The organism is Pseudomonas sp. B19(2017), from assembly GCF_002113165.1.
Taxonomy (GTDB): Bacteria; Pseudomonadota; Gammaproteobacteria; order Pseudomonadales; family Pseudomonadaceae; genus Aquipseudomonas.
This window is the reverse complement of the sequence record NZ_NEJR01000007.1, coordinates 116197-140276: the sequence shown is the minus strand read 5'-3', so window position 1 is coordinate 140276 and position 24080 is coordinate 116197. Positions and strand designations below refer to the sequence as shown.

General features: G+C 63.3%; 21 protein-coding genes. 6 read left to right on the top strand and 15 right to left on the bottom strand.

Annotated elements, in window-relative coordinates; translation table 11 throughout:
- The first annotated feature begins 128 nt into the window (after nucleotides 1–128).
- The 3 genes from CAF70_RS12540 (at nucleotide 129) to CAF70_RS28150 (ending at nucleotide 3013) form a co-directional block, all read left to right on the top strand.
- A complete protein-coding gene (locus tag CAF70_RS12540) occupies nucleotides 129–1112 on the top strand; it encodes an SCO family protein (protein ID WP_085625185.1) in 984 nt (327 codons plus the stop codon).
- A 94-nt stretch (nucleotides 1113–1206) separates the two neighbouring features.
- Nucleotides 1207–2157, top strand: coding sequence for a site-specific integrase (locus tag CAF70_RS12535; protein ID WP_143491589.1), 951 nt, complete (start codon nucleotides 1207–1209; stop codon nucleotides 2155–2157).
- A gap of 157 nt (nucleotides 2158–2314) precedes the next feature.
- Nucleotides 2315–3013: an RHS repeat-associated core domain-containing protein gene (locus CAF70_RS28150; protein WP_085624985.1), complete on the top strand. Its 699-nt coding sequence runs from the start codon at nucleotides 2315–2317 to the stop codon at nucleotides 3011–3013.
- Nucleotides 3014–3073: 60 nt separating this feature from the next.
- Here the strand turns inward: CAF70_RS28150 and CAF70_RS12525 are convergent, their stop codons facing one another.
- Both CAF70_RS12525 and CAF70_RS12520 read right to left on the bottom strand, forming a co-directional pair.
- On the bottom strand, nucleotides 3074–4213 hold the full coding sequence (locus tag CAF70_RS12525; protein ID WP_085624983.1) for a glycerate kinase: 1140 nt from the start codon (nucleotides 4211–4213) through the stop codon (nucleotides 3074–3076).
- 128 nt (nucleotides 4214–4341) lie between these two features.
- A complete protein-coding gene (locus CAF70_RS12520) occupies nucleotides 4342–5439 on the bottom strand; it encodes a sugar diacid recognition domain-containing protein (RefSeq protein WP_085624981.1) in 1098 nt (365 codons plus the stop codon).
- A 163-nt stretch (nucleotides 5440–5602) separates the two neighbouring features.
- Here CAF70_RS12520 and CAF70_RS12515 point away from each other — a divergent pair, with 163 nt between their 5' ends.
- The 3 genes from CAF70_RS12515 to CAF70_RS12505 all read left to right on the top strand — a co-directional run bounded on the left by CAF70_RS12515 (nucleotide 5603) and on the right by CAF70_RS12505 (nucleotide 9732).
- Nucleotides 5603–6931: an MFS transporter gene (locus CAF70_RS12515; protein ID WP_085624979.1), complete on the top strand. Its 1329-nt coding sequence runs from the start codon at nucleotides 5603–5605 to the stop codon at nucleotides 6929–6931.
- 198 nt (nucleotides 6932–7129) lie between these two features.
- On the top strand, nucleotides 7130–8650 hold the full coding sequence (locus CAF70_RS12510; RefSeq protein WP_085624977.1) for an FAD-dependent oxidoreductase: 1521 nt from the start codon (nucleotides 7130–7132) through the stop codon (nucleotides 8648–8650).
- Nucleotides 8651–8721: 71 nt separating this feature from the next.
- Nucleotides 8722–9732: an aldo/keto reductase gene (locus CAF70_RS12505; protein WP_085624975.1), complete on the top strand. Its 1011-nt coding sequence runs from the start codon at nucleotides 8722–8724 to the stop codon at nucleotides 9730–9732.
- A 195-nt stretch (nucleotides 9733–9927) separates the two neighbouring features.
- Here the strand turns inward: CAF70_RS12505 and CAF70_RS12500 are convergent, their stop codons facing one another.
- The 13 genes from CAF70_RS12500 to CAF70_RS12440 all read right to left on the bottom strand — a co-directional run bounded on the left by CAF70_RS12500 (nucleotide 9928) and on the right by CAF70_RS12440 (nucleotide 24044).
- The gene (locus CAF70_RS12500; RefSeq protein WP_085624973.1) at nucleotides 9928–10620 is read right to left on the bottom strand and encodes a TraX family protein; all 693 of its coding nucleotides are present in this window, start codon (nucleotides 10618–10620) and stop codon (nucleotides 9928–9930) included.
- A 3-nt stretch (nucleotides 10621–10623) separates the two neighbouring features.
- Nucleotides 10624–11700, bottom strand: a complete 1077-nt coding sequence (locus CAF70_RS12495) for a metal-dependent hydrolase (protein ID WP_085624971.1) — start codon at nucleotides 11698–11700, stop codon at nucleotides 10624–10626.
- 131 nt (nucleotides 11701–11831) lie between these two features.
- On the bottom strand, nucleotides 11832–13082 hold the full coding sequence (locus CAF70_RS12490) for an OprD family porin (protein WP_085624969.1): 1251 nt from the start codon (nucleotides 13080–13082) through the stop codon (nucleotides 11832–11834).
- A 54-nt stretch (nucleotides 13083–13136) separates the two neighbouring features.
- On the bottom strand, nucleotides 13137–14336 hold the full coding sequence (locus tag CAF70_RS12485; protein ID WP_085624967.1) for a benzoate/H(+) symporter BenE family transporter: 1200 nt from the start codon (nucleotides 14334–14336) through the stop codon (nucleotides 13137–13139).
- Between the two features lie 137 nt (nucleotides 14337–14473).
- Entirely contained in the window at nucleotides 14474–15388 is a 915-nt protein-coding gene (gene catA / locus CAF70_RS12480) for a catechol 1,2-dioxygenase (protein ID WP_085624965.1), read from the bottom strand.
- A 29-nt stretch (nucleotides 15389–15417) separates the two neighbouring features.
- Nucleotides 15418–16746, bottom strand: a complete 1329-nt coding sequence (locus tag CAF70_RS12475; RefSeq protein WP_085624963.1) for an MFS transporter — start codon at nucleotides 16744–16746, stop codon at nucleotides 15418–15420.
- A gap of 56 nt (nucleotides 16747–16802) precedes the next feature.
- Nucleotides 16803–17564 carry a 1,6-dihydroxycyclohexa-2,4-diene-1-carboxylate dehydrogenase gene (locus CAF70_RS12470; protein ID WP_085625184.1) on the bottom strand — a complete coding sequence of 254 codons (762 nt, stop codon included), beginning with the start codon at nucleotides 17562–17564 and terminating at the stop codon, nucleotides 16803–16805.
- A gap of 144 nt (nucleotides 17565–17708) precedes the next feature.
- The gene (gene benC / locus CAF70_RS12465; protein WP_085624961.1) at nucleotides 17709–18719 is read right to left on the bottom strand and encodes a benzoate 1,2-dioxygenase electron transfer component BenC; all 1011 of its coding nucleotides are present in this window, start codon (nucleotides 18717–18719) and stop codon (nucleotides 17709–17711) included.
- A 72-nt stretch (nucleotides 18720–18791) separates the two neighbouring features.
- The gene (gene benB / locus CAF70_RS12460; RefSeq protein WP_004374327.1) at nucleotides 18792–19277 is read right to left on the bottom strand and encodes a benzoate 1,2-dioxygenase small subunit; all 486 of its coding nucleotides are present in this window, start codon (nucleotides 19275–19277) and stop codon (nucleotides 18792–18794) included.
- A complete protein-coding gene (gene benA, locus CAF70_RS12455) occupies nucleotides 19274–20632 on the bottom strand; it encodes a benzoate 1,2-dioxygenase large subunit (protein WP_085624959.1) in 1359 nt (452 codons plus the stop codon). The genes benB and benA overlap by 4 nt, the downstream gene beginning before the upstream one ends.
- A 337-nt stretch (nucleotides 20633–20969) precedes the next feature.
- Nucleotides 20970–21926, bottom strand: coding sequence for a benABC operon transcriptional activator BenR (gene benR / locus CAF70_RS12450; protein WP_085624957.1), 957 nt, complete (start codon nucleotides 21924–21926; stop codon nucleotides 20970–20972).
- Between the two features lie 466 nt (nucleotides 21927–22392).
- Nucleotides 22393–23145 carry an RHS repeat-associated core domain-containing protein gene (locus tag CAF70_RS28145; protein WP_371915951.1) on the bottom strand — a complete coding sequence of 251 codons (753 nt, stop codon included), beginning with the start codon at nucleotides 23143–23145 and terminating at the stop codon, nucleotides 22393–22395.
- A 167-nt stretch (nucleotides 23146–23312) separates the two neighbouring features.
- Nucleotides 23313–24044 carry a hypothetical protein gene (locus tag CAF70_RS12440; protein ID WP_085624953.1) on the bottom strand — a complete coding sequence of 244 codons (732 nt, stop codon included), beginning with the start codon at nucleotides 24042–24044 and terminating at the stop codon, nucleotides 23313–23315.
- Nucleotides 24045–24080 lie beyond the last annotated feature (36 nt).

Below are 24080 nucleotides of genomic sequence, written 5' to 3'. Positions count from 1 at the left end.
GCTCCCACACCGACCGTGTTGCCCTCAAGACCTGCGCATTACCTGTGGGAGCTGGCTTGTCGTGGCGACGAACCGCGTCGATGGGCTGCAGGGCAGCCCCCGATACCGTTATCGACGAGGGCCACATCATGCCTGGTTCATGGCGTTTTCTGCTGGTGCTCTCGCTGTTCGCCGCCAGCCTCCCGTTCTGGCCGCTGCAGCCGCAACAACCCGTAGCCGAGGAAGCGGCAACCCCATGGGGTGCCAACTACTTTCCCAACATCCCCTTGCTCACCCAGGACGGTGAAAAGGTGCATTTCTTCGACGACCTGATCAAGGGCAAGGTGGTCGCCATCAACTTCATCTTTACCGGCTGTTCCGACTCCTGCCCGGTGGAAACCGCGCGCCTGCGCCAGGTGCAGAAAATCCTCGGTGACCGGGTTGGCAAGGATATCTTCCTCTATTCCATCAGCATCGACCCCTACAACGACACCCCCGCCACTCTCAAGCGCTACGCCGAAAAGTTCGCCATCGGCCCCGGCTGGACGCTACTCACTGGCGAGCCGGCCGATATCGAACAATTGCGTCGCAGCCTGGGCCTGTACATCGATGGCCTGGAAAACGGGCGCTCCAAGGACCACAACCTGAGCCTTATCATCGGCAACCAGGCCACCGGCCGCTGGATGAAGGCCTCGCCCTTCGAAAGCCCGTATATCCTCGCCGACCGCCTGGGCAACAGCCTGCACAACTGGAAACAGGCCAGTACCATGGCCAATGACTACGCCCAGGCGCCCGAGGTACGCGCCCCCAGCAGTGGCGAGCAGCTCTTCCGCACCCGCTGCTCGTCCTGCCACACCCTTGGCAACGCCGAGCCTGGACAACCCGGCATCGGCCCTGACCTGCTGGGCGTGACCCGCCAGCGCGATGCCAACTGGCTGACCCGCTGGCTGAAGGAGCCCGACCAGATGCTGGCACAGAAAGACCCCCTGGCCATGCTGCTGTACCAACAATACAAGCGCCTGGCCATGCCCAACATGCGCCTGGGCGATGCCGAAGTCAGTGCGCTGATGAGCTACATGGAGGAAGAAACAGCGCGCCTGCAGACGCCCCTGGCAGACAAGGGAAACCCTTGAAGGCAGCGCGCCAGCAGTCAAGCTGAAAAGCACAGTCGGGACAGGCAGTCCATTTCGGTTTATCGTGTGCCCATCGCCCACCGACAGCTGCATCATGACCGACATCGAGCGCTACCTTCGCGCCGCCACCCGTGACAACACCCGGCGCAGCTACCAGGCCGCCATCGAGCATTTCGAAACCCACTGGGGCGGCTTTCTCCCGGCCACTGCCGAGAGCATCGCCCGCTACCTGGCCGATCACGCCGACCAGCATGCCGTCAGCACCCTGCGCCAGCGCCTGGCCGCGCTCAGCCAATGGCACGTTGCCCAAGGTTTCCCCGACCCGACCAAGGCGCCGCTGGTGCGCCAGGTACTGCGCGGCATCCGCACCCTGCACCCGACACCGCCCAGGCAGGCCGCACCGCTATTACTGCAACACCTGCAAAGCGCAGTGGAATGTTTTGAAGAGGAAGCCCGCCAGGCACGGGAGCGGCATGACCTGGCCGCCCTGCGCCGGGCCCGCCGCGATGCAGCCTTGCTGTTGCTGGGCTTCTGGCGCGGCTTTCGCGGCGATGAACTGGCACGCCTGCGCGTCGAGCACATCCAGGCCGAGGCCGGTGTCGGCATCACCCTGTTCCTGCCACGCAGCAAAGGCGACCGCGAAGCTTTGGGCGTGCAACACCGCACCCCGGCCCTCAAGGCCTTGTGCCCGGTCGCGGCCTACCTGCAGTGGCTGGAAGTGGCCGGCATCGCCCATGGGCCGGTGTTCCGCAAGCTCGACCGCTGGGGCAACCTCGGCGATACCGCGCTCAACAGCAACAGCCTGGTCGGCCTGCTGCGGCGCATGCTGGAGCGCGCCGGGGTACCGGCGGCGCTGTATACCGGTCACTCGCTACGCCGTGGCTTCGCCACCTGGGCCACGGCCAATGGCTGGGAGTTGAAGTCGCTGATGAGCTACGTGGGCTGGAAAGACGCCAAGTCGGCATTACGCTACATCGACGCGGCGCAGCGCTTTGGCGAACTGGCCATGCTACCGGCCAGCCAGGCTCAAAAGCTTGTTTCCTGAAACCCAGAAACGGCAAGAGCCGCCTTGATAGCCCGGTCGAAGCTGGCCCTGGTTCGCCGGACCTAACATTATTGACAGTAGTCGTGACTTTCGCCGCTCAGGATACTGGACATCACAACATGCGCTGTTGGATCAAATTTATAACGAAGGTCACACTATGGATTCCAAAAGTTCGATACTTCATGTGCCGGCTCTTACACAGCGTGCAAAGCAGCGCGCCTATTCAACTTACGGATATCATCAGACAGCCCTGCTGGGCCAGCCGTTGCTGGGGTTCAATGGTGAGCCCTTCGAGACAGCGTCAAAGACCTACTTGCTAGGTAAAGGATACCGGGCCTATAGCCCCAGCCTGATGCGTTTCAACTCACCAGACAGCTTGAGTCCCTTTATGGCCGGAGGGATCAATTGCTATTGTTTCTGTGGGAACGATCCGGTCAATCACACCGATCCGGACGGGCATATGTACAAGCGCAAAACGTCTCTCGGTAAGATTCCTGCCAAATCTGCAGGCTCTGGCAGCAGCAACGACAGTCTGACGCTCTATGTGCAAAAACCAGCAACCAATGAGGTGGTCTACCAACCTATTGCACCGCCTTACCCCGCGCCTCGTGCATCCACAGTCACAGAACAGAACAGGTCACCTCAGGGCCGGGCTCCGATACCGTTACCTGAGCAATCCCCCTGGGGAGATCGCGAGGAAACCCTCGATGAACTCTTCAGCAGGCTACTCAGTGCTCAGCAACGCGAAGGCACTCACCAGACCGATCTGATCCTGCCCTCCGCGCCCAGTGGCTATGCACGCATTCAAACCCCGCCAGATATCCAAAACGCGGCACAGACCACTCGACAGACTTAGGTACGGCCGCCCCAGCAGGCAGTATTCTGTGGGGTTAACACAATTCACCGATCAATCTGCTCAGATCTGCTTCGCGCAGCGCCAAAAGCGCCCGATATCACCCGCCCGCGCCCGCAGCAGGTCGGCCGCATTGGCACAGGCCTGCTCCAGGCTCATCGGCCCGCTGGCCAGGGCAAAGGCGGCATCGACCCCATGGGCATACAGCTGCTGGTACCCCTCACCCAAGGTCCCGGCCAGCACCACAACCGGTACCCCATGGCGCTTGGCGACCCGGGCAACGCCCATCGGCGTTTTGCCACGCAAGGTCTGGGCGTCGAAGCGCCCCTCGCCGGTGACCACCAGGGCTGCGCCCTGCACCAACGCATCCAGGCCGGCCAGTTCGGCCACCACTTCCACCCCGGGGCGGAACTGCGCGCCCATGAATGCCCGGGCCGCGAACCCCATGCCGCCGGCTGCGCCGCAGCCAGGGTAGTCGCGCACATCCTCACCCAGCAGCTGTGCGCAATGGTCGGCAAAATGGCCCAGGGCCTGGTCCAGCGCCTGCACCTGCTGCGGGTTGGCGCCCTTCTGCGGGCCGAAGATCGCCGATGCGCCGTTGGCGCCACACAGCGGGTTGTCAACGTCTGCTGCGACTTCGAATTGCACCTCGGCCAGGCGCGGGTCGAGGTCGCTGGCATCGATACGGGCCAGCTTGGCCAAGGCCAGGCCGCCCTCTTCCAGTGCTTGCCCGTCGGCGTCCAGCAGGCGCAGGCCCAGCGCCCGCAACATGCCGCTGCCAGCGTCGTTGGTGGCACTGCCGCCGATGGCCAGCACTATACGTTGCGCGCCAGCAGCCAGGGCGGCAGCAATCAGCTCGCCGGTGCCCCAGGTGCTGCTGCGGCAAGCATCGCGCTGGGCAGGCGGCACCAGTTGCAGGCCACTGGCCTGGGCCATTTCGATGATCGCCGTGCGGCTTTGCGGCAGCCAGCCCCAGCCCGCCTCCACACTTTGCCCCAACGGCCCGCGCACGGTCTGCAGCCGCAGTTCGCCGTGGCTGGCGGCGAGAATCGCCTGCATGGTGCCTTCGCCACCGTCGGCCATCGGGCACTCGACCAGCTCGGCCTCCGGCCAGGCCTCGCCCAGGCCAGCGGCGATGGCGCGGGCGACGCCGGCAGCGTCGAGGCTGTCCTTGAACGAGTCGGGGGCAATGACGATCTTCATGGGGTTTCTCCTGTCCAGATGAGCGGCATGCTGACAGGTGGCTGCAAAGGTAGCCTCGGTCAAATGCACAAAACGCCGGGCGGGTTGTTTGGGCGGATGCCTTCGTGGCTGCTCCTACAGGTCTCGTGTCAATCTGCAGGCAGCAACTGCAACCCGAGGTACAAGCTAAGCATGCCTTCCATACGCAGCGGGTCGACCTCGCCCAGTTCGGCAATGCGCTCCAGGCGGTAGCGCAGGCTGTTGCGGTGGATACCAAGGGCATCGGCACAGGCCTGGCTCTGACCGTCATGGGCACACCAGGCGCGCAGAGTGGTGAGCAACTGCCCACTGCCGTCCTTGCTGCGTATACGTTGCAAAGGCTCCAGCAACTCATCCAGCGCATCATCGTTGCGATGCCGCCACAGCAATGCCGGCAACCGGTAGCGCTGCAGGCTGAGCAGGCGCTCGCCGGGCAGTACCTCGCGCCCATAGGCCAACAGGTCGCGCACCCGGCGATAGCCGCGGCGCAACTGTTCCAGGCTTTGCGCGGCACTGCCCAGGGCCAGCCGCTCCACTTCCCAGCCATGGCGCTGCAGGCGCTCCAGCAGGCGAGGTTCGTCCAGCGCCACGCCTGCCGGGCGACACCACAACAACGACTGGCGGGCCGGGCTGACGCACCAACTGTCCGGGTAGCGGCTCATCAACCATGCTGCCAAGGCTTCGGCGGCGGGCCCCGAGGCCAGTTCGAACAGGCACGGCACCCGTGGCAACTGGGGTTTCAGCCCCAGTTGCCGGGCCTCGTCGAGCAACCGGGGAGAATCGCCACTGCCGCCCAGCAGCAAGGCCAGCAAGTCGTCACAGCGCTGCCGTCGCCATTGCTGGTCCGCCTGCAAATGGCGCTGGGCCAGTAGCATTTCCGCAGTCATGCGCACCAGTTCGCCATAGGTACGCACTTGTTGCGGGTCGCCGGTCAGACCAAGTACGCCCATCAACCTGCCATCAAGCATCAATGGCAGGTTCACCCCGGGCTGCACACCCTTCAGGCATTTGGCCGCGTCTGTATCCAGCTCGACGATGCGGCCGTTGGCCAGCACCAGTTGCGCGCCCTCGTGGCGGGTGTTGATGCGCTCCGGTTCGCCACTACCCAGGATCAAGCCCTGGCTGTCCATGACATTGACGTTGCATGGCAGAATGGCCATCGCGCGGTCAACGATATCCTGTGCCAGGTCATGGTCGAGTTCGAACATTGAACGGTCCTTTGGGTGTCAGGGTTTTGGGCTCGGGCACAGCAGCCCGGTGCAAGTGCTGTGCAAAAGCACAAAGACAGGCACGCCGCCGTCCCCGAGACTCGTCAGGGCGAGCGCCGGAACAGGCGACGCGGCGACAACCATAACAACAGAGAACCCGATCATGGCATACAGCCCCGCCCCTGACCAAGGCACGGACACCACCCGCAACGCGCTGTACCGGCGCATCACCCTGCGGCTGATTCCGTTCATTTTCATCTGCTACCTGTTCAACTACCTGGACCGCGTCAACGTCGGCTTTGCCAAGCTGCAGATGCTCGACGCCCTGAAGTTCAGCGAAACGGTGTACGGCCTTGGCGCCGGCATCTTCTTCATCGGCTATGTGCTCTGCGGCCTGCCGAGCAACCTGGCGCTCAACCGCTTCGGCCCGCGGCGCTGGATCGCGCTGATGATGATCGCCTGGGGCAGCCTCTCCACCTGCCTGCTGTTCGTCACCACGCCCACCGAATTCTACGCACTGCGCCTGCTGACCGGCGCCGCCGAAGCCGGCTTTTTCCCCGGCGTGGTGCTGTACCTTTCGCGCTGGTTCCCGGCGGCCCGCCGCGGCCGCATCATGGCCCTGTTCATGTCGGCGATCCCGGTGTCGGGCCTGCTCGGCGGGCCGTTCTCCGGCTGGATCCTCCAGCACTTCGCCGCTGGCCAGCACGGTCTGGCCGGCTGGCAATGGATGTTCCTGATCCAGGGCCTGCCGACCGTTGCGTTGGGGGTACTGGCAGTATTCCTGCTCAGTGACGGCTACCAGAAAGCCGCCTGGCTGAGCCCAGCCGAACGCCAGCTGATTGCCGCCGACCTCGACGCCGATGCTGCAGGCAAGCCGAGCACTACCGGCGACAGCGTGCTCGCCGTGCTGACCAACCCGCTGATCTGGACCTTCGGCTTCGTCTACTTCTGCATCCAGAGCGGTGTGTACGCGATCAACTTCTGGCTGCCTTCGATCATCAAGAACATGGGCTTCGACAACCCGCTGCTTATCGGCTGGCTCAGCGCCATCCCGTACCTGCTGGCTGGCGTGTTCATGATTCTCTGCGGGCGCTCGGCCGACCTGCGCAACGAGCGCCGCTGGCACCTTGTAGTACCGATGCTGATGGGCGCCATCGGCCTGCTGATCGCGGTGAACTTCGCCGGCAACCCGGCCATCGCCATCCTCGGCCTGTCGATCGCCACCATGGGCGCCCTCACCGGCCTGCCGATGTTCTGGCCGATGCCTACCGCGCTGCTCAGCGCCAGCGCGGCGGTGGCGGGCCTGGCGATCATCAACTCGGTGGGCCAGATGGCCGGTTTCCTCAGCCCCTATCTGGTCGGTTTCATCAAGGACCAGACAGGCTCGACCGACGCCGCGCTGTATTCGCTGGCGGCGTTGATCGTGCTGGGTAGCCTGGTGGCCTTGCGGGTGACCCGGGCCGGTGCGCTGAGTACTGCAAGGGCCAATTGAACCCATTCGCGGGCTTGCCCGCTCCCACGGGGATACCACAGCATTCGAGCCTGGGGTGATCCTGTGGGAGCGGGCAAGCCCGCGAAGAGGCCCGCTCAGGCCATACACAATTCACTCCCTCCACCGATCGTCAGCTCAACGCATCCCCTCACCGACCCAGGCGTCAAATGGTTCCAAAGGTCCCTTTGGAGAACCGCCATGACCCAGCACGCCGTGGCCCGCCTGGCCCAACTCGACGAACACCGCCCACTGCGCGTGCAGGCCGGCAGCGAGGAAATCATCCTCATCCGCCAGGGCGACCAGGTGCACGCATACCAGGGCAACTGTCCCCACGAAGGCGCCCCACTCAATGAAGGCGTGGTGTGCGGCGGCCTGCTGGTATGCCCCTGGCACAAGGCCGCGTTCGCTGTGGACGAGGGTGCGGTCTGCGAGCCACCGGCCCTGGCCGACCTGCGTCGCTATCGCACCTGGGTCAAGGGCGACGAGGTCTGGGTCGATGACCAGCCCCTGCCCAGAACCGAGCCGCCCCGCCACAGTGATGCCCGTTGTTTCGTGGTGGTCGGCGCCGGTGCCGCAGGCAGTGCCGCAGTCGCCACCCTGTTGGCCCATGGCTTTGCCGGCCGCCTGGTCTGGGTCGATCAGGAACGCCAGTCAGCCTACGATCGTACTTCCCTCAGCAAGTTCGTGATCGCCGGGCAGATGCCGCCCGATGAAGTGCCGGCCCTGCTTGAAGCCGACGCCCTGCGCAAAGGCCAGCTGGAACGCAAGCATGGCAAGGTGCGCACCCTGAACACCCAGAAACGCCAGCTCACCCTGGCCGACGGCCAGCAGATCGACTATGACGCCTGCCTGCTGGCCACCGGCGGCAAGGCGCTGCGGCCCGATATCCCAGGTGTGGAGTTGCCCGGGGTATTTACCCTGCGCTCACGGGAGGATGCCGCGCACCTGCTGGACGCTGCCGAGCCCGGCCAGCCGGCAGTAATCGTCGGCGACGGTTTCATCGGCCTGGAAGCCGCCTCGGCCTTGCGCAAGTACGGCGTGCAGGTGCACCTGGTCACCCGCCACGAGGTCCCCCTGGCCCGCCAGCTGGGCGAGCGCATCGGCCGTAGCATCCGCGAGTTGCACGAACGCAAGGGGGTCATCTTCCACGGCCCCACCGAGGTCGAACGGATCGAAGGCCAAGGCAAGGTCGAGGCGGTGCTGCTGGCCAACGGTGAGCGGCTACAGACGCCATTGGTGCTGCTGGGCACCGGGGTAAGACCGGCGACCGCTTTTATCCAGGGCGTGCTGCTGAGCGAAGACAAATCGGTGCGAGTCGACGCTGAAATGCGCGCTGCAGATGGGCTGTGGGCCGCGGGGGATATCGCCACCTTCCCCCTCAGCGGGCGCCCGGTGCGTATCGAACACTGGCGCCTGGCCCAGCAACATGGGGTCATCGCCGCCGCCAACATGCTCGGCGAGCAGCGCCGCTATGCCGATGTACCGTTCTTCTGGACCTACCAGCACGGCCGCACCTACGAAGTACTGGGCCATGCGCGGGACTGGAACCGTATCGAGTTCGTCGGCGAGCCGGAAAAAGGCGACTTCATTGCCTTGCAATGCGTGGATGAGCGGGTCGAGGCGGTCATCGCCAAGGGCTATTCCGACGCCATGGCGACGCTGTCGCAACGCCTGAAGCGGCCGTTGACCTTGCAGGAAGCCTTGACGCTGATCGGTTGAGGCTGCCTTTCATTGCGCCCCGGTTGTGTGTAAAACGAGTAGATCAGCCGATCGCACAAGGACCCACGCGCATGATCTACCGCCCTCTCGGCCACAGTGGCCTGCAGGTTTCCGCCCTTACCCTGGGCAGCATGATGTTCGGCGAGCAGACCAGCACCGAGGATGCCCTGCGCATCATCGACAAGGCCTGGGGCCAGGGTGTCAACTTCATCGACACCGCAGACGTGTACAACGCCGGGCGTGCAGAGGAAATCGTCGGCGAAGCAGTGGCCCGCCATCGCCAGGACTGGATCGTGGCCAGCAAGGTCGGCTTCGGCCCGGCCGATGGCCTGCCCAACCGCAGCGGGCTGTCGCGCAAACACATCTTCAACGCCCTCGATGCCACGCTGACGCGCATGGACATGGACTACGTGGACCTCTACTACCTGCACCGCGAAGACCACAAAGTGCCGCTGGAAGAGAGCGTGCAGGCCATTGGCGACCTGCTGCGCCAGGGCAAGATCCGCTACTGGGGCGTGTCCAACTTCCGCGGCTGGCGCATCGCCGAAGCCTGCCACATTGCCGAGCGCATGGGCGTGCCCAGGCCGGTGGTGAGCCAGCCGCTGTACAACATCGTCAACCGCCAGGCCGAGCCGGAGCAGCTCACTGCGGCGGCTGCCCACGGCCTTGGTGTGGTGCCATACAGCCCGCTCGCGCGGGGCGTGCTCAGCGGCAAGTATGCGCCAGGCGCAGTGCCAGATGCCGGTAGCCGTGCCGGGCGCCAGGACAAACGCATCATGGAGGTTGAATGGCGCCAGGAGTCGCTGGCCACCGCCCGGCAGATCCAGGCCTATGTTGAAGCCAAGGGCGTGGGTATCGTCGAGTTCGCTATCGCCTGGGTGCTGAACAACCAGCTGGTCAGTTCGGCGATTGTCGGGCCGCGTACGGAAGAACAGTGGGATACCTATGGCGGTGCGCTGGCGGTGAAAATCACGGCAGAGGATGAGGCGTTCATCGATTCATTGGTGACGGCGGGGCATGCGTCGACGCCGGGGTTCAATGATGTGGCGCATTATGTGAGTGGGCGGTTGGCCCGCAGCTGACTTTCCTCCTGTTCCGGCCTCTTCGCGGGCACGCCCGCTCCCACAGGATCACCACAGCCCGGGGAATTGTGGGATCCCTGTGGGAGCGGGCGTGCCCGCGAAGAGGCCAGCAGGGTTGAGCTCAGTTCAGCCAGGGCGCGCGCAGCACAGGCATGCGAACGCATGCCAAACTGGCAGGTGTGGCTGCCAGAGCGATCAAGCGAAGACCTTGATCACCAGTAAATGCACCGGATAGAACAGGTACCCCCAACGTCCCACTGCCGGCACTCGCCAATCATCATGGCGCAGCAACAGCAATCCGACCGGAATGGCCAATGCAGCAACAATCAGCGTCAGCACGGTAAAGGGCGTCAACAGATGTTCCCGCAACCAACTGTTGGTCAGGTTCCCACCCATCGCCAACAGGCACGGCAACAACCAGCTCACACCGCCCTGCCGCCGAGCCATCAAGCAGGCGCCCGGCAGCATCACCCCCGGAAGCCCGTACATCAACTGTTCGCTGAACAGCCACCCTGCAAGCAGACCGGCAAAGCCAAGCGCTCGCGCCGACCTCAACGGATGATGCACACCCCAGGCAACCAGCAACCCCAGCACCAGGGTCGGCATTACGCTGAACGTTGACGAACCACTGTCCAGCCAATGGTACGCAGGTTCCGACAGCACCGCGAACACCAGCATCAGCCCCAGGTAACGCAGGTTGCCGCGGGTATAGAGCGCCCCGCGCCTGGTGCGCGCCACATTCATCGCAATCGCCAGGCAAAACAGCGGAAACGCCAACCGGCCAAGAACGAACAAGCCAACGGCATCAGGCCACAGAAAACGCAGGTGGTCGGCGACCATGGTCAGCATCGCCGTCCACTTGACCAGGTCCAGCCCGGCTGAGCGCACGCCTCAGCGCCCGCGCTCGACTGTTGCGGGCCCCAGGTAACGATCAGTCCAGGCTGCCAGCGGCAAAGGTGGCTGCTGCTCGACGATCCGTCGCCAGATCAGCACCAGGTCGCTGCCATTGAACGCTGCCCCCGGACCTGCGCCCTTCCACATCGAAGGCACATCGGCAATCCAGTGCCCCTGGCTGTCGCGGTGGGCCATGCTGAAGCGGAACGTGTAGTTCCCGGGCAGGCCCATGCGCAGGTCGCTGACCACCAGCGCCTCGCCGACCTGGTCGTAACGCAGCCAGTCATCGGTGAACCAGCTCAAGCGCTGGTGCAGCGGGTCGTTGGCCAATGCTCGGGCCAGTTCAAGGTTACGCGGCAAACGCTGCATTTCTGGCACCTGCTGGTCGAACACACTGCTGATGCCTTCGTAGTAATCGCCATCCGGGGTCTTGGCCAGTACGCGCCATACCAGGCTGTTGAAGGCGATAGGCACGGCACGTACCTGGCTGACGGCGATACCTTGCTGGTCGAGTGCCGCCTGGAAACGCTGCTCGGCCGCCATGCGCCCGGCCAGGCCGAAACCCAGGTAGGCTGCGCCGAACACCAAGGCCAAGGTCAGTAACTGCATAGCCCTGCTCGTCAGCCCTTTGACAAGGGCGTAGCTCACCGCCGCCAGCAGCGGCACGGTGTAGATCGGGTCGATGATGAACACTGCTGCCCAGCTTTCCGGGGTGGCCTGCAAAGGCCAGAACAACTGCGTGCCGTAGACTGTGAAGGCGTCGAGCAACGGGTGGGTGACCAGCACCAGCCAGAATGCCAGGAACAACCTGGGCAAGGTATAGCCCTTGCCTGGCCAGCACTTGTTGACCAGCCAGGCCAGCAGCATGGCCAGCCCGGTGAGCACGAACAGGGAGTGGGAAAAACCGCGGTGGTAGGTCATCTGCGACACCGGATCGGCGTAGCGGATGATCACGTCAAGGTCGGGCAGCGTACCCAGCGCTGCGCCATACAGCAGCGAGCGGCGGCCCTGGATACGGCCGAGTACGGTCCCTTGCAGGGCTGCGCCGAGTACTGCTTGGGTGATGGAGTCCAAGGGAGCATTCCTGAAATCTTGGTTTCAGAAAGCTACCCTCATCCAGGGCTGATGCGCAATTCCCGTGTGTTTGGGCCGCTCCTACAGAGATCCCCGATACCCAGGGATTTCCGCGTGCACATGTGGATTATTCAGAACAACTGCCAGGTGTACACCAGCGTCAAGCGGTTCTCGTCGATGTCGCTGCGGTAGTTGGAGCGGGCCATGGCATTGCGTACCCGGATCCCCAGCCCCTTTAACGCTCCGCTCTGCACCGCGTAACCAATGTCCAGGTCACGCTCGCGGTCACGCCCTTCATAACCCAGCCCGGTATCGACATTGTTACCGGTTATGTAGCGCACGGTCGCAGTCAGCCCCGGCACCCCCATGGCCGCGAAGTTGTAGTCGTAACGCACCTGGTACGAGCGTTCGTCGGTGTAGGCGAACTCATAGGTTGGCACTTCGTTACCCAGCGGCGAGATGTTGGCGAATACCCGTGGAAACGGGCTGTCACCATAGATGCCCTGGTAGCCGGCATGGAAGCTGTGCCCGCCATGCCGGGCGGTGAACATGGAGAAGAACGCCTGGTTGTCGATGTTGCCGAGCAACGCATCGCCATCCTCGCGCGCGGTGAAATACCCCAGGTTGGCGCTGAGCACCCAGTTGCCTGCGGGCTGGTTGTGCTTGAGGCCGACAAAGCCCTGTTCGTAGATGTCCTCCAGCTGCCCATACCACAGGCTGACACTGCTCTGGTTGGCATTGAACGCATAGTCGCCGCCCAGGTAGCTGAAGGCGTCGCTCGCTGCCTGGCGCATCGGCACATGGCCGAGCATGGCGTTCATCTTGCCGTCGCCGCCTTCATTGCGCAGGTGGGTGCTTTTCAGGTGCCCGGCCTGCATGGTCAGGCCGTCGATTTCCGCCGAGCTCAGGCTTGCGCCCTGGTAGGTCGGTGGCAACAGGCGGATGTCGCTGAAGGTCAGCACTGGCAAGTTGGGTTGCAGTTCGCCGATGCGCAACTCGGTCCTGGACAGCCGGGCCTTGAAGGTAGGCGCCAGGCGGCTGTATTCATCGGCGGCCCGGCCATCGCTGTGTACCGGCAGCAACCCGGTGTTGGTGCGGTCGGGGCTGCTGTCGAGCTTGATGCCCAGCAGGCCCAGGGCATCCACGCCAAAGCCGACCTTGCCCGGGGTGTAGCCCGACCTGAAGTCGAGGATGAAGCCCTGGGCCCACTCCTCGGCCCTGGATTGCCGGTTGGCCCCGACAATGTCGGAGAAGTCGCGGCTGAAGTAGTAGTTACGGGCACTCAGGGTGGCCTTCGAATCCTCGAAGAAACCGCCTTCGGCGGCCAGCAACGGTTGGCTGAGCAAAGTCAGGCCCAGGGCGACGCAAGGGGTGTGGTTCATTCCGAAGCTCTCTTGATCTTGTTTTTATGGGTAAAGCGTTGGAAACACGGCGGTTCATGGGGTACGGCGCAGCACCTCCCCGGCCCGTGGCTGGCGCAGCCTGAGCAACGCATGGGCCAACAGGCCGAACAGCAAGCCCCAGAACGCTGCCGACAGGCCCAGGAAGGCCACCCCCGAAGCGGTGACCAGAAAGGTGAACAACCCGGCATCGCGCTCGGCCGGCTCCGCCAGGCTGCGGGCGAGCGCCTCGCTGATCGCGCCGTACAGCGCCAGCCCGGCCAGTGCTGCGATCAGGGCAGCGGGAAATGCGGCGAACAGCGACATCAGCGTGGCCCCGGCGATCCCCAGCAGCAGGTACAGCGCACTGCCCGCCACCGCCGCGACATAGCGCCGCTGGGGGTTTTCATGGGCTTCATGCCCAGCGCACAGGCTGGCGGTGACCGCAGCCAGGTTCAGCCCGTGGCAACCGAACGGCGCCAGCGCGGCACCGGCCAGCGCGCTGGCCCTGATGATCGGGCTGGCCGGCGTGGGGTAACCGGCGTTGCGCAGCACCGCCATGCCCGGCATGAACTGCCCGGTCAGGGCCACCAGCACCAACGGCAGTGCCAGGCTGAATACCGCTGCCAGGCTGAATTGCGGGGTGACCCACTGCGGCGACGCCAGCTCAAGCACCAACGCTTCGCTGCGAAACGCCCCGCTGGCCACGGTCACCACCATGCCCACGCACAGCACCGCCGCCACGGCGTAGCGCGGCTGCACCCGGCGCATCAGCACGTAGGTGACGAACATTGCCAGGACCAGCAGCGGCTGCACCGGCAAGGCGCGGAACACCTCGATGCCGAAACTGAACAGGATGCCGGCCTGCATGCCTGCGGCGATGGAACCCGGCAAACGCGCAATGATGCTGTCGAAGGCCCCGCTGATGCCGATCAGCAGCAGGACCAGGTTGGCCACCAGGTACGCGCCCACGGCCTGTTCCAGGCCCAGTTGCGGCAAGGCGGTGACCAGCAAAGCCGAGCCAGGGATCGACCAGGCGATAACCACCGGTACCCGGTAGCGCAGGCTGAGCAGTGCGCCGAGCACGGCACTGCCCATGGACACCGCCCACACCCAGGAAGACAGTTGCCGATGGGACAGGCCGGCGGCTTCGGCGGCGTGGAAGATGATCACCAAAGGGCCTGCGTAGGAGATCGTCGTGGCGATGCAGCCGGCGACCAGGGCCGACAGGGAGCAGTCCTTGATCAGGGTTTTCATTATTGTCTCGCAAGGCGGCGGCCGGCCTTCGTGGCTGGCTCTTGTTTTATGCTGGCTTCTTCGCGGGCTCGCCCGCTCCCACAGAGACCGTGAACCGGTGGGAGCGGGCAAGCCCGCGAAGAAGCCACCTCGGTGTATCAGGCCTCCTGCAAAGCCCGCGGGCGCCGATTGCGCTGCTCATCCGCGCAGCCCTGGGCCCGCTGCAACCGGAAGTCGAACTTCAGCTCGGCATGCCGCCCCGCCTCGCCTTCGACGAATACCACCTCGCCCACCAGCCCATCGCGCGTGGCATAGGCAAAGTCATCCCACAGGTACTTGTCCCCGGCCAGGTTGATCTGCGTGGTCAGGTGCCGATGCCCCGGCGCCGAGATGAAGAAGTGCACATGCGCCGGGCGCTGGCCATGGCGGCCCAGCAGGTCCAGGCATTCCTGGGTCGGCCCCTGCGGATCGCAGCCATAGCCCGACGGCACGATGGAGCGCGCACGGTAGCGCCCTTCCGCGTCGGTGACGATGCGCCGGCGCAGGTTGTACTCGGACTGGCTCTTGTCGAAGAACGAATAAGTGCCACGAGTATTGGCATGCCACAGGTCGACCGTGGCCCCCGGCAGCGGCCGGCCTTGCGAGTCGAGCACCTGGCCCTCCAGGTACATCAGCGTGGCCACGTCCTGCTCGCTGCCGTCGTCCATGCGCACTTCACCTTCGGCGATGGGCGCACCGGCCACGTACAGCGGGCCTTCAATGGTGCGTGGGGTGCCGCCGATCAGGCCTGCCTGCTGGTCCTTGGCATCCTGCAGCAGGTCGAGGAAGTGCTCGACGCCAAGCCCCGCCACCAGCAGCCCGGCCTCGCCACGGCCGCCCAGGCGGTTGAGGTAGTCGACGGCATGCCAGAACTCGTCCTCGCTGATTTCCAGGTCTTCGATCAGCCGCGCGGTGTCCTGCAGCACACGCTGCACGATGCGCTTCAGGCGCGGGCTGCCGGCATCGTTGCCGAAGCCTGCGGCCTCTTCGAAGAACTGCTTAACCTCGGCAGTGTGGGAAATTTTCACGGTCATGGTGGGTCACCTCATGTGTTGTTCAGGTATTACGCCTGCGCTGCAATGGCCTGGGCATGCCGACGGCCGCTGGCCAGGTGCACGGCCATGGCCAGCGCGGCAATGGCGCCCGGGATGGCGAAGGCGATGAAATTGAGTTGCAGGGGCAGGTTGATGCCCATCAGCGCACCACCCAGCAGCGGGCCGACGATTGCGCCGTTACGGCCGATGCCAGAGGCCCAGCCCAGCCCGGTGGAACGCACCGACAGCCCGTACAGCTGAGCGGCACCGGCATACAGCAGGATCTGCGTGCCGATGGTGGTGGCGCCGGCAATGAAGATCAGCAGGTACAGCACCGGCATCGGGCTGTTGACGCCAAGCAGGCTGATCGACAGCGCGGCGGCCATGAAGAACATCGCCTTGACCTTGACCAGGTTGTAGCGATCGCCCAACCAGCCACCCAGAATCGCCCCGGCCATGCCGCCGAAGTTCAGTGCCAGCAGGAACGACAGGCTCGAGCCCAGGCTGTAGCCGGCGTTGGCCATCAGCTTCGGCAACCATGAACTGAGTGCATAGACCATCAGCAGGCAGCAGAAGAACGCCAGCCACAGTGCCAGGGTGCGAATGGCCAGGCCGTTGCGGAACAGTTCCAGCACCGACGCCCCGGTGCCTTTGCGGTCGGCAGCCTGCAGCACGTCATCTGCCTGCACGTCGCAATCCGGGTCCAGCCGCTTGAGCAGCTTGCGGGCCTCGTCGGTACGGCCCTGGCGCACCAGGAAACCAATCGATTCAGGCAGGTAGCAGAGGATCACCGGCAACAGCAGCAGCGGTACCGCAGCGACGAAGAACATCGACTCCCAGCCGAAACGCGGCAGCATGAAGATGCCGACACCCGCCGAGAGCATGCCGCCCAGCGAGTAGCCGCTGAACATGATCGCTACCAGCGTGCTGCGCAGTCGCTTGGGCGCGTACTCGTTCATCAGTGCCACGGCGTTGGGCATGAGGCCGCCACAGCCCAGGCCGGCAATGAAACGGTAGATACCGAACTCGCTCGGGCTGCTGGCGAACCCGTTGAGGAGGGTCGCCCCGGAGAACAAGGCAAAACAGATGGCGATGCCCTTCTTGCGACCGATGCGGTCGGCAAGGCTGCCGAATGCCAAGGCGCCAAACATCATGCCGAACAGCGCATAGCTGCCCAGTGCACCGGCCTGCAACGGGGTCAGCCCCCACTCCTTCATGATCACCGGCAGTACCACGCCGTAGATGAACAGGTCATAGCCGTCGAAGATCAGCAGCAGGCCGCACCAGGCCATGACCATCCAGTGGTAAGGGGTAAAGCGCGCGTTATCGATGATCGGGTGTACGTCAAGGGTTCGCATGGCATCTGTCGCTCTTGTTTTTGTTGTGAAAGAAAGCTCTTGCCTTGGGGTGTCGATCAGCCGAGGTCGCCGCCCCCTACCGGCAAGGTCACGCCGGTGATGTACGAGGCTTCGTCGGAAGCGAGGAACAGGATTGCGCCCACCTGCTCGTCGATGCTGCCGTAGCGGTGCATCAGGCTGCTGTCGAGGGTCTGGTCGACGATCTGCTGGTACCAGCGCCTTTCCTGTTCGGTCTGCTCGGCACTGTTGCGTGGCACGCGCCGCGGTGGCGCTTCGGTGCCGCCGGGCGCGGTGGCGTTGACACGGATGCCGCGCCCGGCGGTTTCGAAGGCCAGGCACGCAGTCAGCGCGTTGACGCCGCCCTTGGCCGCGCCGTAAGGCACGCGGTTGACGCCACGGGTGGCGATGGACGAGACGTTGACGATGGCGCCGCTGCCACGTTCGAGCATGTACGGCAGTGCGGCATGGCAGCACCACAGGGTGGGGAACAACGAGCGGCGCACTTCGGCTTCGATCTGCTCCACTTCGTAGTGTTCGAAGGGCTTGGCCCAGATAGTGCCACCCACGTTGTTGACCAGGATGTCGAGGCGGCCGAACGCTTCAACCGCGCCGGCCATGACCCGGGCGCAGTCGCCATGCTGTTCCAGGTCGGCGGTGAGGGTAAGCATGCCCTCGCCGGCCAGTTCGTGAACCAGTTCGGAGCGGTCTACCGCGACCACTTGTGCGCCTTCGGCCTTGAGCCGCCAGCACACGCCACGGCCGATGCCCTGGGCGGCACCGGTGACCAGGGCGACCTTGCCTTGGAATCGGTTGTTCATGTCCATCTCTCCGGTTCGCCACAGTTCCTGTGGGAGCGGGCGTGCCCGCGAATGCGTCCGACCAGACAAAGTTGTTGAACCTGCTGGCCTCTTCGCGGGCACGCCCGCTCCCACAGGGCGGCGTATTGCTTGGGATAAAAGGAATCAGGCCGCCGCAGCGAACTTTTCGTAGTAGAAATTCGCCGGGGTTATGCCCTGCTCGCGCACGTACTGGCTGACCGCCTCGACCATCGGTGGCGGGCCGCACAGGTACACATCCACATCGCCGTCGTTGAGGTGGCGCGGCTCGATGTGCTGGGTCACGTAGCCCTTGTGCGGGTACTGGCTGTCCGGGTTGGCCACGCAGGCGCTGAAGGTGAAGTTGGGGATGCGCGCTGCCAGCGCCTGCAGGCGGTCGAGCTCGACCAGATCAAAGTCGTTGGTCACGCCGTAGATCAGGTGCAGTGGGTGCTCGCTGCCCTGCTCGGCGATCTTCTCCAGCATCGCCGTGAACGGCGCCAGGCCGGTGCCACCGGCCAGCAGTAGCAGCGGGCGCTGGATAGGCCGCAGGTAGAAGCTGCCCAGCGGCCCGGCCAGGGTCATGCTGTCGCCGGCCTTGGCCAGGTTGGTCAGGAAGCTGCTCATCAGCCCACCCGGCACGTTGCGGATCAGGAAGCTGACCTCGCCGTCCTTCTGTAGCGAGCTGAACGAATAGGCGCGGCTCTGCTCGCTGCCCGGCACCTTGAGGTTGACATACTGCCCCGGCAGGAAGGCCAGGCGGCTGAGGGCCTCGCCCTTTATCGACAGGGCAATGGTGCTGGCCGACAGCTGGCGGACATCGCTGATGGCGGCTTCGAAGCTTGCCTGTTCGGTCTTGCACAGCTGCGACGAAGCCGGGATGCGGATGACGCAGTCGCTTTCGGCGCGCATCTGGCAAGTCAGGACGTAGCCTTCGGCGATTTCGTCTTCACTCAGGGCGTCTTCGATGAAGTTGTCGCCCAGGTCATAGCGCCCGGACTCGGCCTTGCACTTGCAAGTACCGCAGGCGCCGTCGCGGCAGTCCAGCGGGATATTGATACCCTGCCGATAGGCGGCGTCGGCCACGGTTTCATGGCCGCTGGCCTCGATGAAACGGGTGACCCCGTCTTCGAAATTCAGTGCGATCTGGTAGCTCATGTTGCACCTCGCGGGCGAGCCTGGCCACGGCGTGTCGCAGGACGCACCGGGCAGCGCTCGCAATAACCTGGATCAGATGTGGTAGATGTCGATGACCTGGCGCACGTAGTCGTTCTTCAGCACCACCTTCTTGGCCTTGATCAGCGGCTGTTCGCCGCGCAGGTCGAGGGTATAGAAGCTGGTGCCGAAGTAGCTGTCGGTGGTCTTGTAGCGGAAGCTCAGGGTGTGCCAGTTGAAGCGCACCTGGCAGCTACCCTCGCCCTGCTCGACGATCTCGATGTTGCTGATGTTGTGCGAGGTACGGGTGTCGGGCACGGTCGCACTGGAGCGCTCTGTCTTGATGCGGAACACCCGGTCTTCCAGGCCGCCACGGTTGCCGTACCAGATCAGCGAGATTTCGCTTTGCGGGTCTTCGGTAAGGGTGTCGTCATCGTCCCAGCTCGGCATCCAGAAGCTGGCATCGCTGGCGTACAGTTCCAGCCACTGGTCCCACTGGGCGTCGTCGAGGTAGCGCGCTTCACGGTAGAGGAAGTCGCGCACGGTTTCATACAGGCTCATTGCACGGCCTCCACGGGGATCAGTTGCTGTTCGTCCTTCAGCGCCTGGATCATGGTTTCCTGCCAGTACTTGTGCTGCAGCACGAACAGGCCTTCGTCCTCGGTGCGCACGCCGGACAGCAGTGGCTTGAGCTCGATTTCCCTGGCCGCCTCGTCTGCGCCTTCCACCCAGTGGGCAGCGCCGCGGGACATGTCGTTCCAGCCGGTGCCGCCGCCGTAGCCGGTCTGGCACGAGCGGAACTCCTCCAGGTCATCCGGGGTGGCCATGCCGCTGACGTTGAAGAAGTCTTCGTACTGGCGAATGCGCTTGGCACGGGCATCGGCGCTCTCGCCTTTCGGCGCGATGCAGTAGATGGTGATTTCGGTCTTGTTCACCGAAATCGGCCGGGCGATACGGATCTGCGAACTGAACTGGTCCATCAGGTACACGTTCGGGTACAGGCACAGGTTGCGCGAGTTCTCGATCATCCAGTCGGCACGGGCCTGGCCGAAGTCTGCGGCCAGTTGGGCACGGCGCTCGTAGGCCGGGCGGTCCTCGGGGTTGGCCCAGCGGGTCCACAGCAGTAGGTGGCCGTGATCGAACGAGTAGAAGCCACCACCCTGCTTGGCCCAGGCGCCCGCACTCATGGTCTTGATCTCGTCACCCGCCTCGCGCTGCTTGCGTTGGTTCTGGGTGGCGGCGTAGTTCCAGTGCACGGAGCTTACGTGGTAGCCGTCGGCGCCGTTCTCGGCGGTGAGCTTCCAGTTGCCTTCGTAGATGTACGAACTGGCACCGCGCAGCACTTCCAGGCCTTCTGGCGACTGGTCGACGATCATGTCGATGATCCTGGCCGATTCGCCCAGGTGCTCGACCAGCGGTTTCACGTTGGCATTCAGGCTGCCGAACAGGAAGCCGCGGTACGACTCGAAGCGCGCGACCTTGGTCAGGTCGTGGGAGCCGTCGCAATTGAAGCTTTCGGGGTAGCCGGCGTTGCTCGGGTCCTTCACTTTCAGCAACTTGCCGCTGTTGTTGAAGGTCCAGCCGTGGAACGGGCAGGTGTAGCTGGAGCGGTTGCCGCGCTTGTGCCGGCACAGCATGGCGCCGCGGTGGCTGCAGGCGTTGAGGAAGGCATTGAGCTCACCGTCCTTGTTGCGCGCGATGAAAATCGGCTGGCGCCCCATGGTCAGGGTGAGGAAGTCGTTTTTCTCAGGGATCTGGCTTTCGTGGGCCAGGTAGATCCAGTTGCCCTCGAAGATGTGTTTCATCTCCAGGTCGAACAGGCGGGGGTCGGTGAACATCTCGCGCTTGCAGCGGTAGATGCCCTTTTCACGGTCGTCCTCGAGCAAGGCATTGAGGTAGTCGAATCCCAGGGACATGGCCAGGGTCTCCCTTGTTATTGTTTAGACCTGGTCAGGTTAGGGAGACGGCTGGCGGGGGACTATCCGGATTGTGCAGAGTGCTATCCAGCTTTGCCGGGATCTCGCACGTTCGGAATTTGCCGTTTGGGGTCATGTAGCCAACTGATGGCACTAGGAGTATTTTTGGCGAGCTTCATCTTTTCATAGAGAGGAACGAGCACGCTGATCGCCTCGCTTAGTCGACTCTGCGAACTGATAGGTGCTGCAGCTTGGCTGACTGACATAAGACAAATGGTGTGTTGTGCATGAAATGCAAACAACTGGCAGAAATATCAGGTGGCCAAGCGGGCGGGTGTCATCTCCGCCGCTTGAACGTCTGTGACGGCAACTCACCAAACTGCTGCCGATAGACCTCGGAAAAACGCCCCAGATGAAGGAAACCGTAATCCAGGGCAAGCTCCGTCACGCTGCGCACGCCACACGTCGGGTCGCTCAGGCATGCATGCACCCGCTCCAGCTTGCGCTGGCGCATGTAATGCTTGGGCGTGGTGCCCAGATGCTGGTCAAATAACCCATACAGCGAGCGCACGCTCATACAGGCCTGCTCCGCCAGTACTTCAGCCGACAACTCCAGCTTCAGGTTGCGCTCGATGTAGTCAAGAATGCGCTCCAGCCCTGCTTGCGGTGCACTCAGGCATTCCCGGCGGATATTGGTGCTCATCAGGGTCAGCAGCTTGCTGGCAACGATCTGGCTGTAATGGCCCTGCACCCTGGGCAGTGAGTCGCTCACCTCTGCCTCATGGCAGACCATGGCCAGCAGGTTGACGAACCCGTCCAGCTCGTCCAGCCGGTAATGGTTGCGCAGGAACCGGACGCCACCTTCAGGCCGGTGCCAGCGCTGTTCATCGCAAATCGAATCCAGCAACCGGGTCGGCACCTTGAGGATGAACTTCTCGCAGTCTTCCGAGTAAGTCAGGTCTACCGGATCGTCGGGGTTGATCAGCAACAGCTCGCCGGGCACCAGATGATGCTCACGCTTGTGCCCGCGCCACAGGCAGTTGCCGTTCAACAGCACCTGCAGGTGGTAGATGGTTTCCAGTGCCGGCGAGGTAACGCGAACGCTGCCGCCGTAGCTGATGCGGCACAGGTCCAGCTCAGCGAACTTGCGGTGGCTGAGGCTGGCTTGCGGATGAGTGGTGCGCGACAGCCCGATGCAATGCTGGCCGACATGCTGGTTGACATAATCGGACACAGCATAAGGGTCGGCGTGGTGAAACACGCTACTGCGCTCGCTCAGCAGGCGGCTTTCCATAGGCAAGGCACTCGGTATCGTTATTGTTCTGGTCGCCGCTTCCTACCGCCTTTTGGGCTGTGGTTGCGGTCGTCACGGTCATTGTATCGAGCCGGTTGCGGGTCACGGGGGCAGGCGACAACCGGTGGATGGGCACACTACAGCAAAAAGCGGGTGGTTGGGCAATGCGGCAATGGGATTGGATGGGCGGATGGCGGACATTTAACAAGCGAACAGTGTTCGGTTATCGAACGCTACTTTTCCTGAGCCTGCCCTTTCGCGGGCGCGCCCGCTCCCACAGGCTCACCTCCGCCATCTAGACTGGTGCAAAACCATGTGGGAGGGGGGATGTTCGCGAAGAGGCCAGAACAGGCAACCCATATTCTCCAAAAACAGCTTGCAACATAAAGCCTCGGTACGCCTATCCGTCCATACTGCAATAACAGCATAACTGCGGGCATACCACTCATTAAAACCGCATTAACTTTCATATTAATTTGTAATCTTTAAAGTCGCCGACCTGCCTAATCCATTTCATGAGTTTCTTGCCATCTGATGGATTCATACCAGACTTAATAGCGCCCGGAATAGCGTCGAGCAGCGCGCCCTCAGTACGAGGCATAACGTGATCCAGAAATTCACTCACCCCATAAATAAACTGCCTATGTTTCGGCAGTACTTCTCTCCACTGCACTGTTACGCCTAGCAGTATATCTAACGCCGCTGAACGCGACATGGCCTTAACTTGTGGCTTTAGTTCTGGACGAGAAGCCACTATATCTTGAGCATTCACATTTCTCACTAGCTGTTTATAGTCTTTGGCAGGCTGACCACCCCAAATCCCATTCAAATCCAGCGGAATGGTGCCCATTATCTTCCCTTCAGAACGGCTCGCTGCATCCAAGAGTGGGCTTTCTGTCTTCGCGAGTACATTTTGCGCCAATCGCTTTAGCGTGGGTACCTTGAACCTTTTAATCCTGTTAGTACCCATGGGGTCAGAGAAATTTAAAGGGTCTCCTTCACAGTACGCATATGGGTTCAGCCCACCGCTCAAAAATGGGCTAAAGTTGTCAGGCGATGCAAAGCGCATTAGTCTGAACAAGTACATTCTTCTGCCCAGCCCTAGATGATAGCCGCCAGCACAACCATCCAACATCTCACCATTGAACTTGAGCCTCCAGCCCGAGGGTGAGGTGGAGGCCGTCCCGTAAGGTGTGTAAGCCCATGAATGTGTCATCATCAATTCTCCGCTAGACGTCGCAAGCGTAGGCATTTCCATGACTTCAGGAAACTAGCAAAAATATCAGGTGCAGCCCCAGCAACGTGTCGTGGTGACTGAGATCCGGGGCCGCCACGCGCCACTTTCGCGACGCTCGCTCCTACAACGGGCCGGCGTAACGGCCATTGTCACTGTACGGGCAGGAAGTTCATCAGCAGCAGACTCTGGGCATAGTTGAGCCCTATCCGCCGATACCGCTCATCCAGCAATTCCGCCAGTAAATCCAGCCGCGCCACGATCTTGCCAAACTCCACGGCAAAACTCAGGTTACTGCCCTCCTCCGAAATCTCATTGGAAAACAGCAGCAGCACCCCATTGGCATCCTGCCGCTGGCTGAGCATCCAGGTAGCCTTCTCGATATTGCGCGCCGCATTGTTGACGAACAGCGGGTCGATGGTATCAGTCATGTAGAACTCGGTACGGCCGCCGTGCGCGGTGATCAGCATGCTGCCGATGGCGTAGATGAAGGCGCCGACCCGGTCACCGCGAAACTCGGGACTCAGGGCGTAGCTCAAGGCTGCAAGATCACGACGGTTGCCCAATTGCGGCAAGGGCTGGCGTTGTTCGATGGCGATACGGATCTGCTGCTCGGCAGTGGCAGCGTCCACGTAACCGGACAGCTTCCACTGGTTGGGGTTGCGCAGGTACAGCTTGTTCATCAGCAGGTACAAGCTCTGCAGGTTGTCGCGCATGGACAGCGTGGCCATGCGGTCGACGCTGGTCTGGAACAGCTCGCTGGGCTTGCCGTTGCCGAACTGATCGAGCATGTCACGGCCCTGCTGCTGGGTACAGGCGCACAGGCATGTGAGGGTGCCTGCCAGCAGCAGGCGAGAGAAGGCATTCGGTTTGCTTGCAACCATCGGCACCGGGTCGATATTCGGCGGCCGCACCGGGGA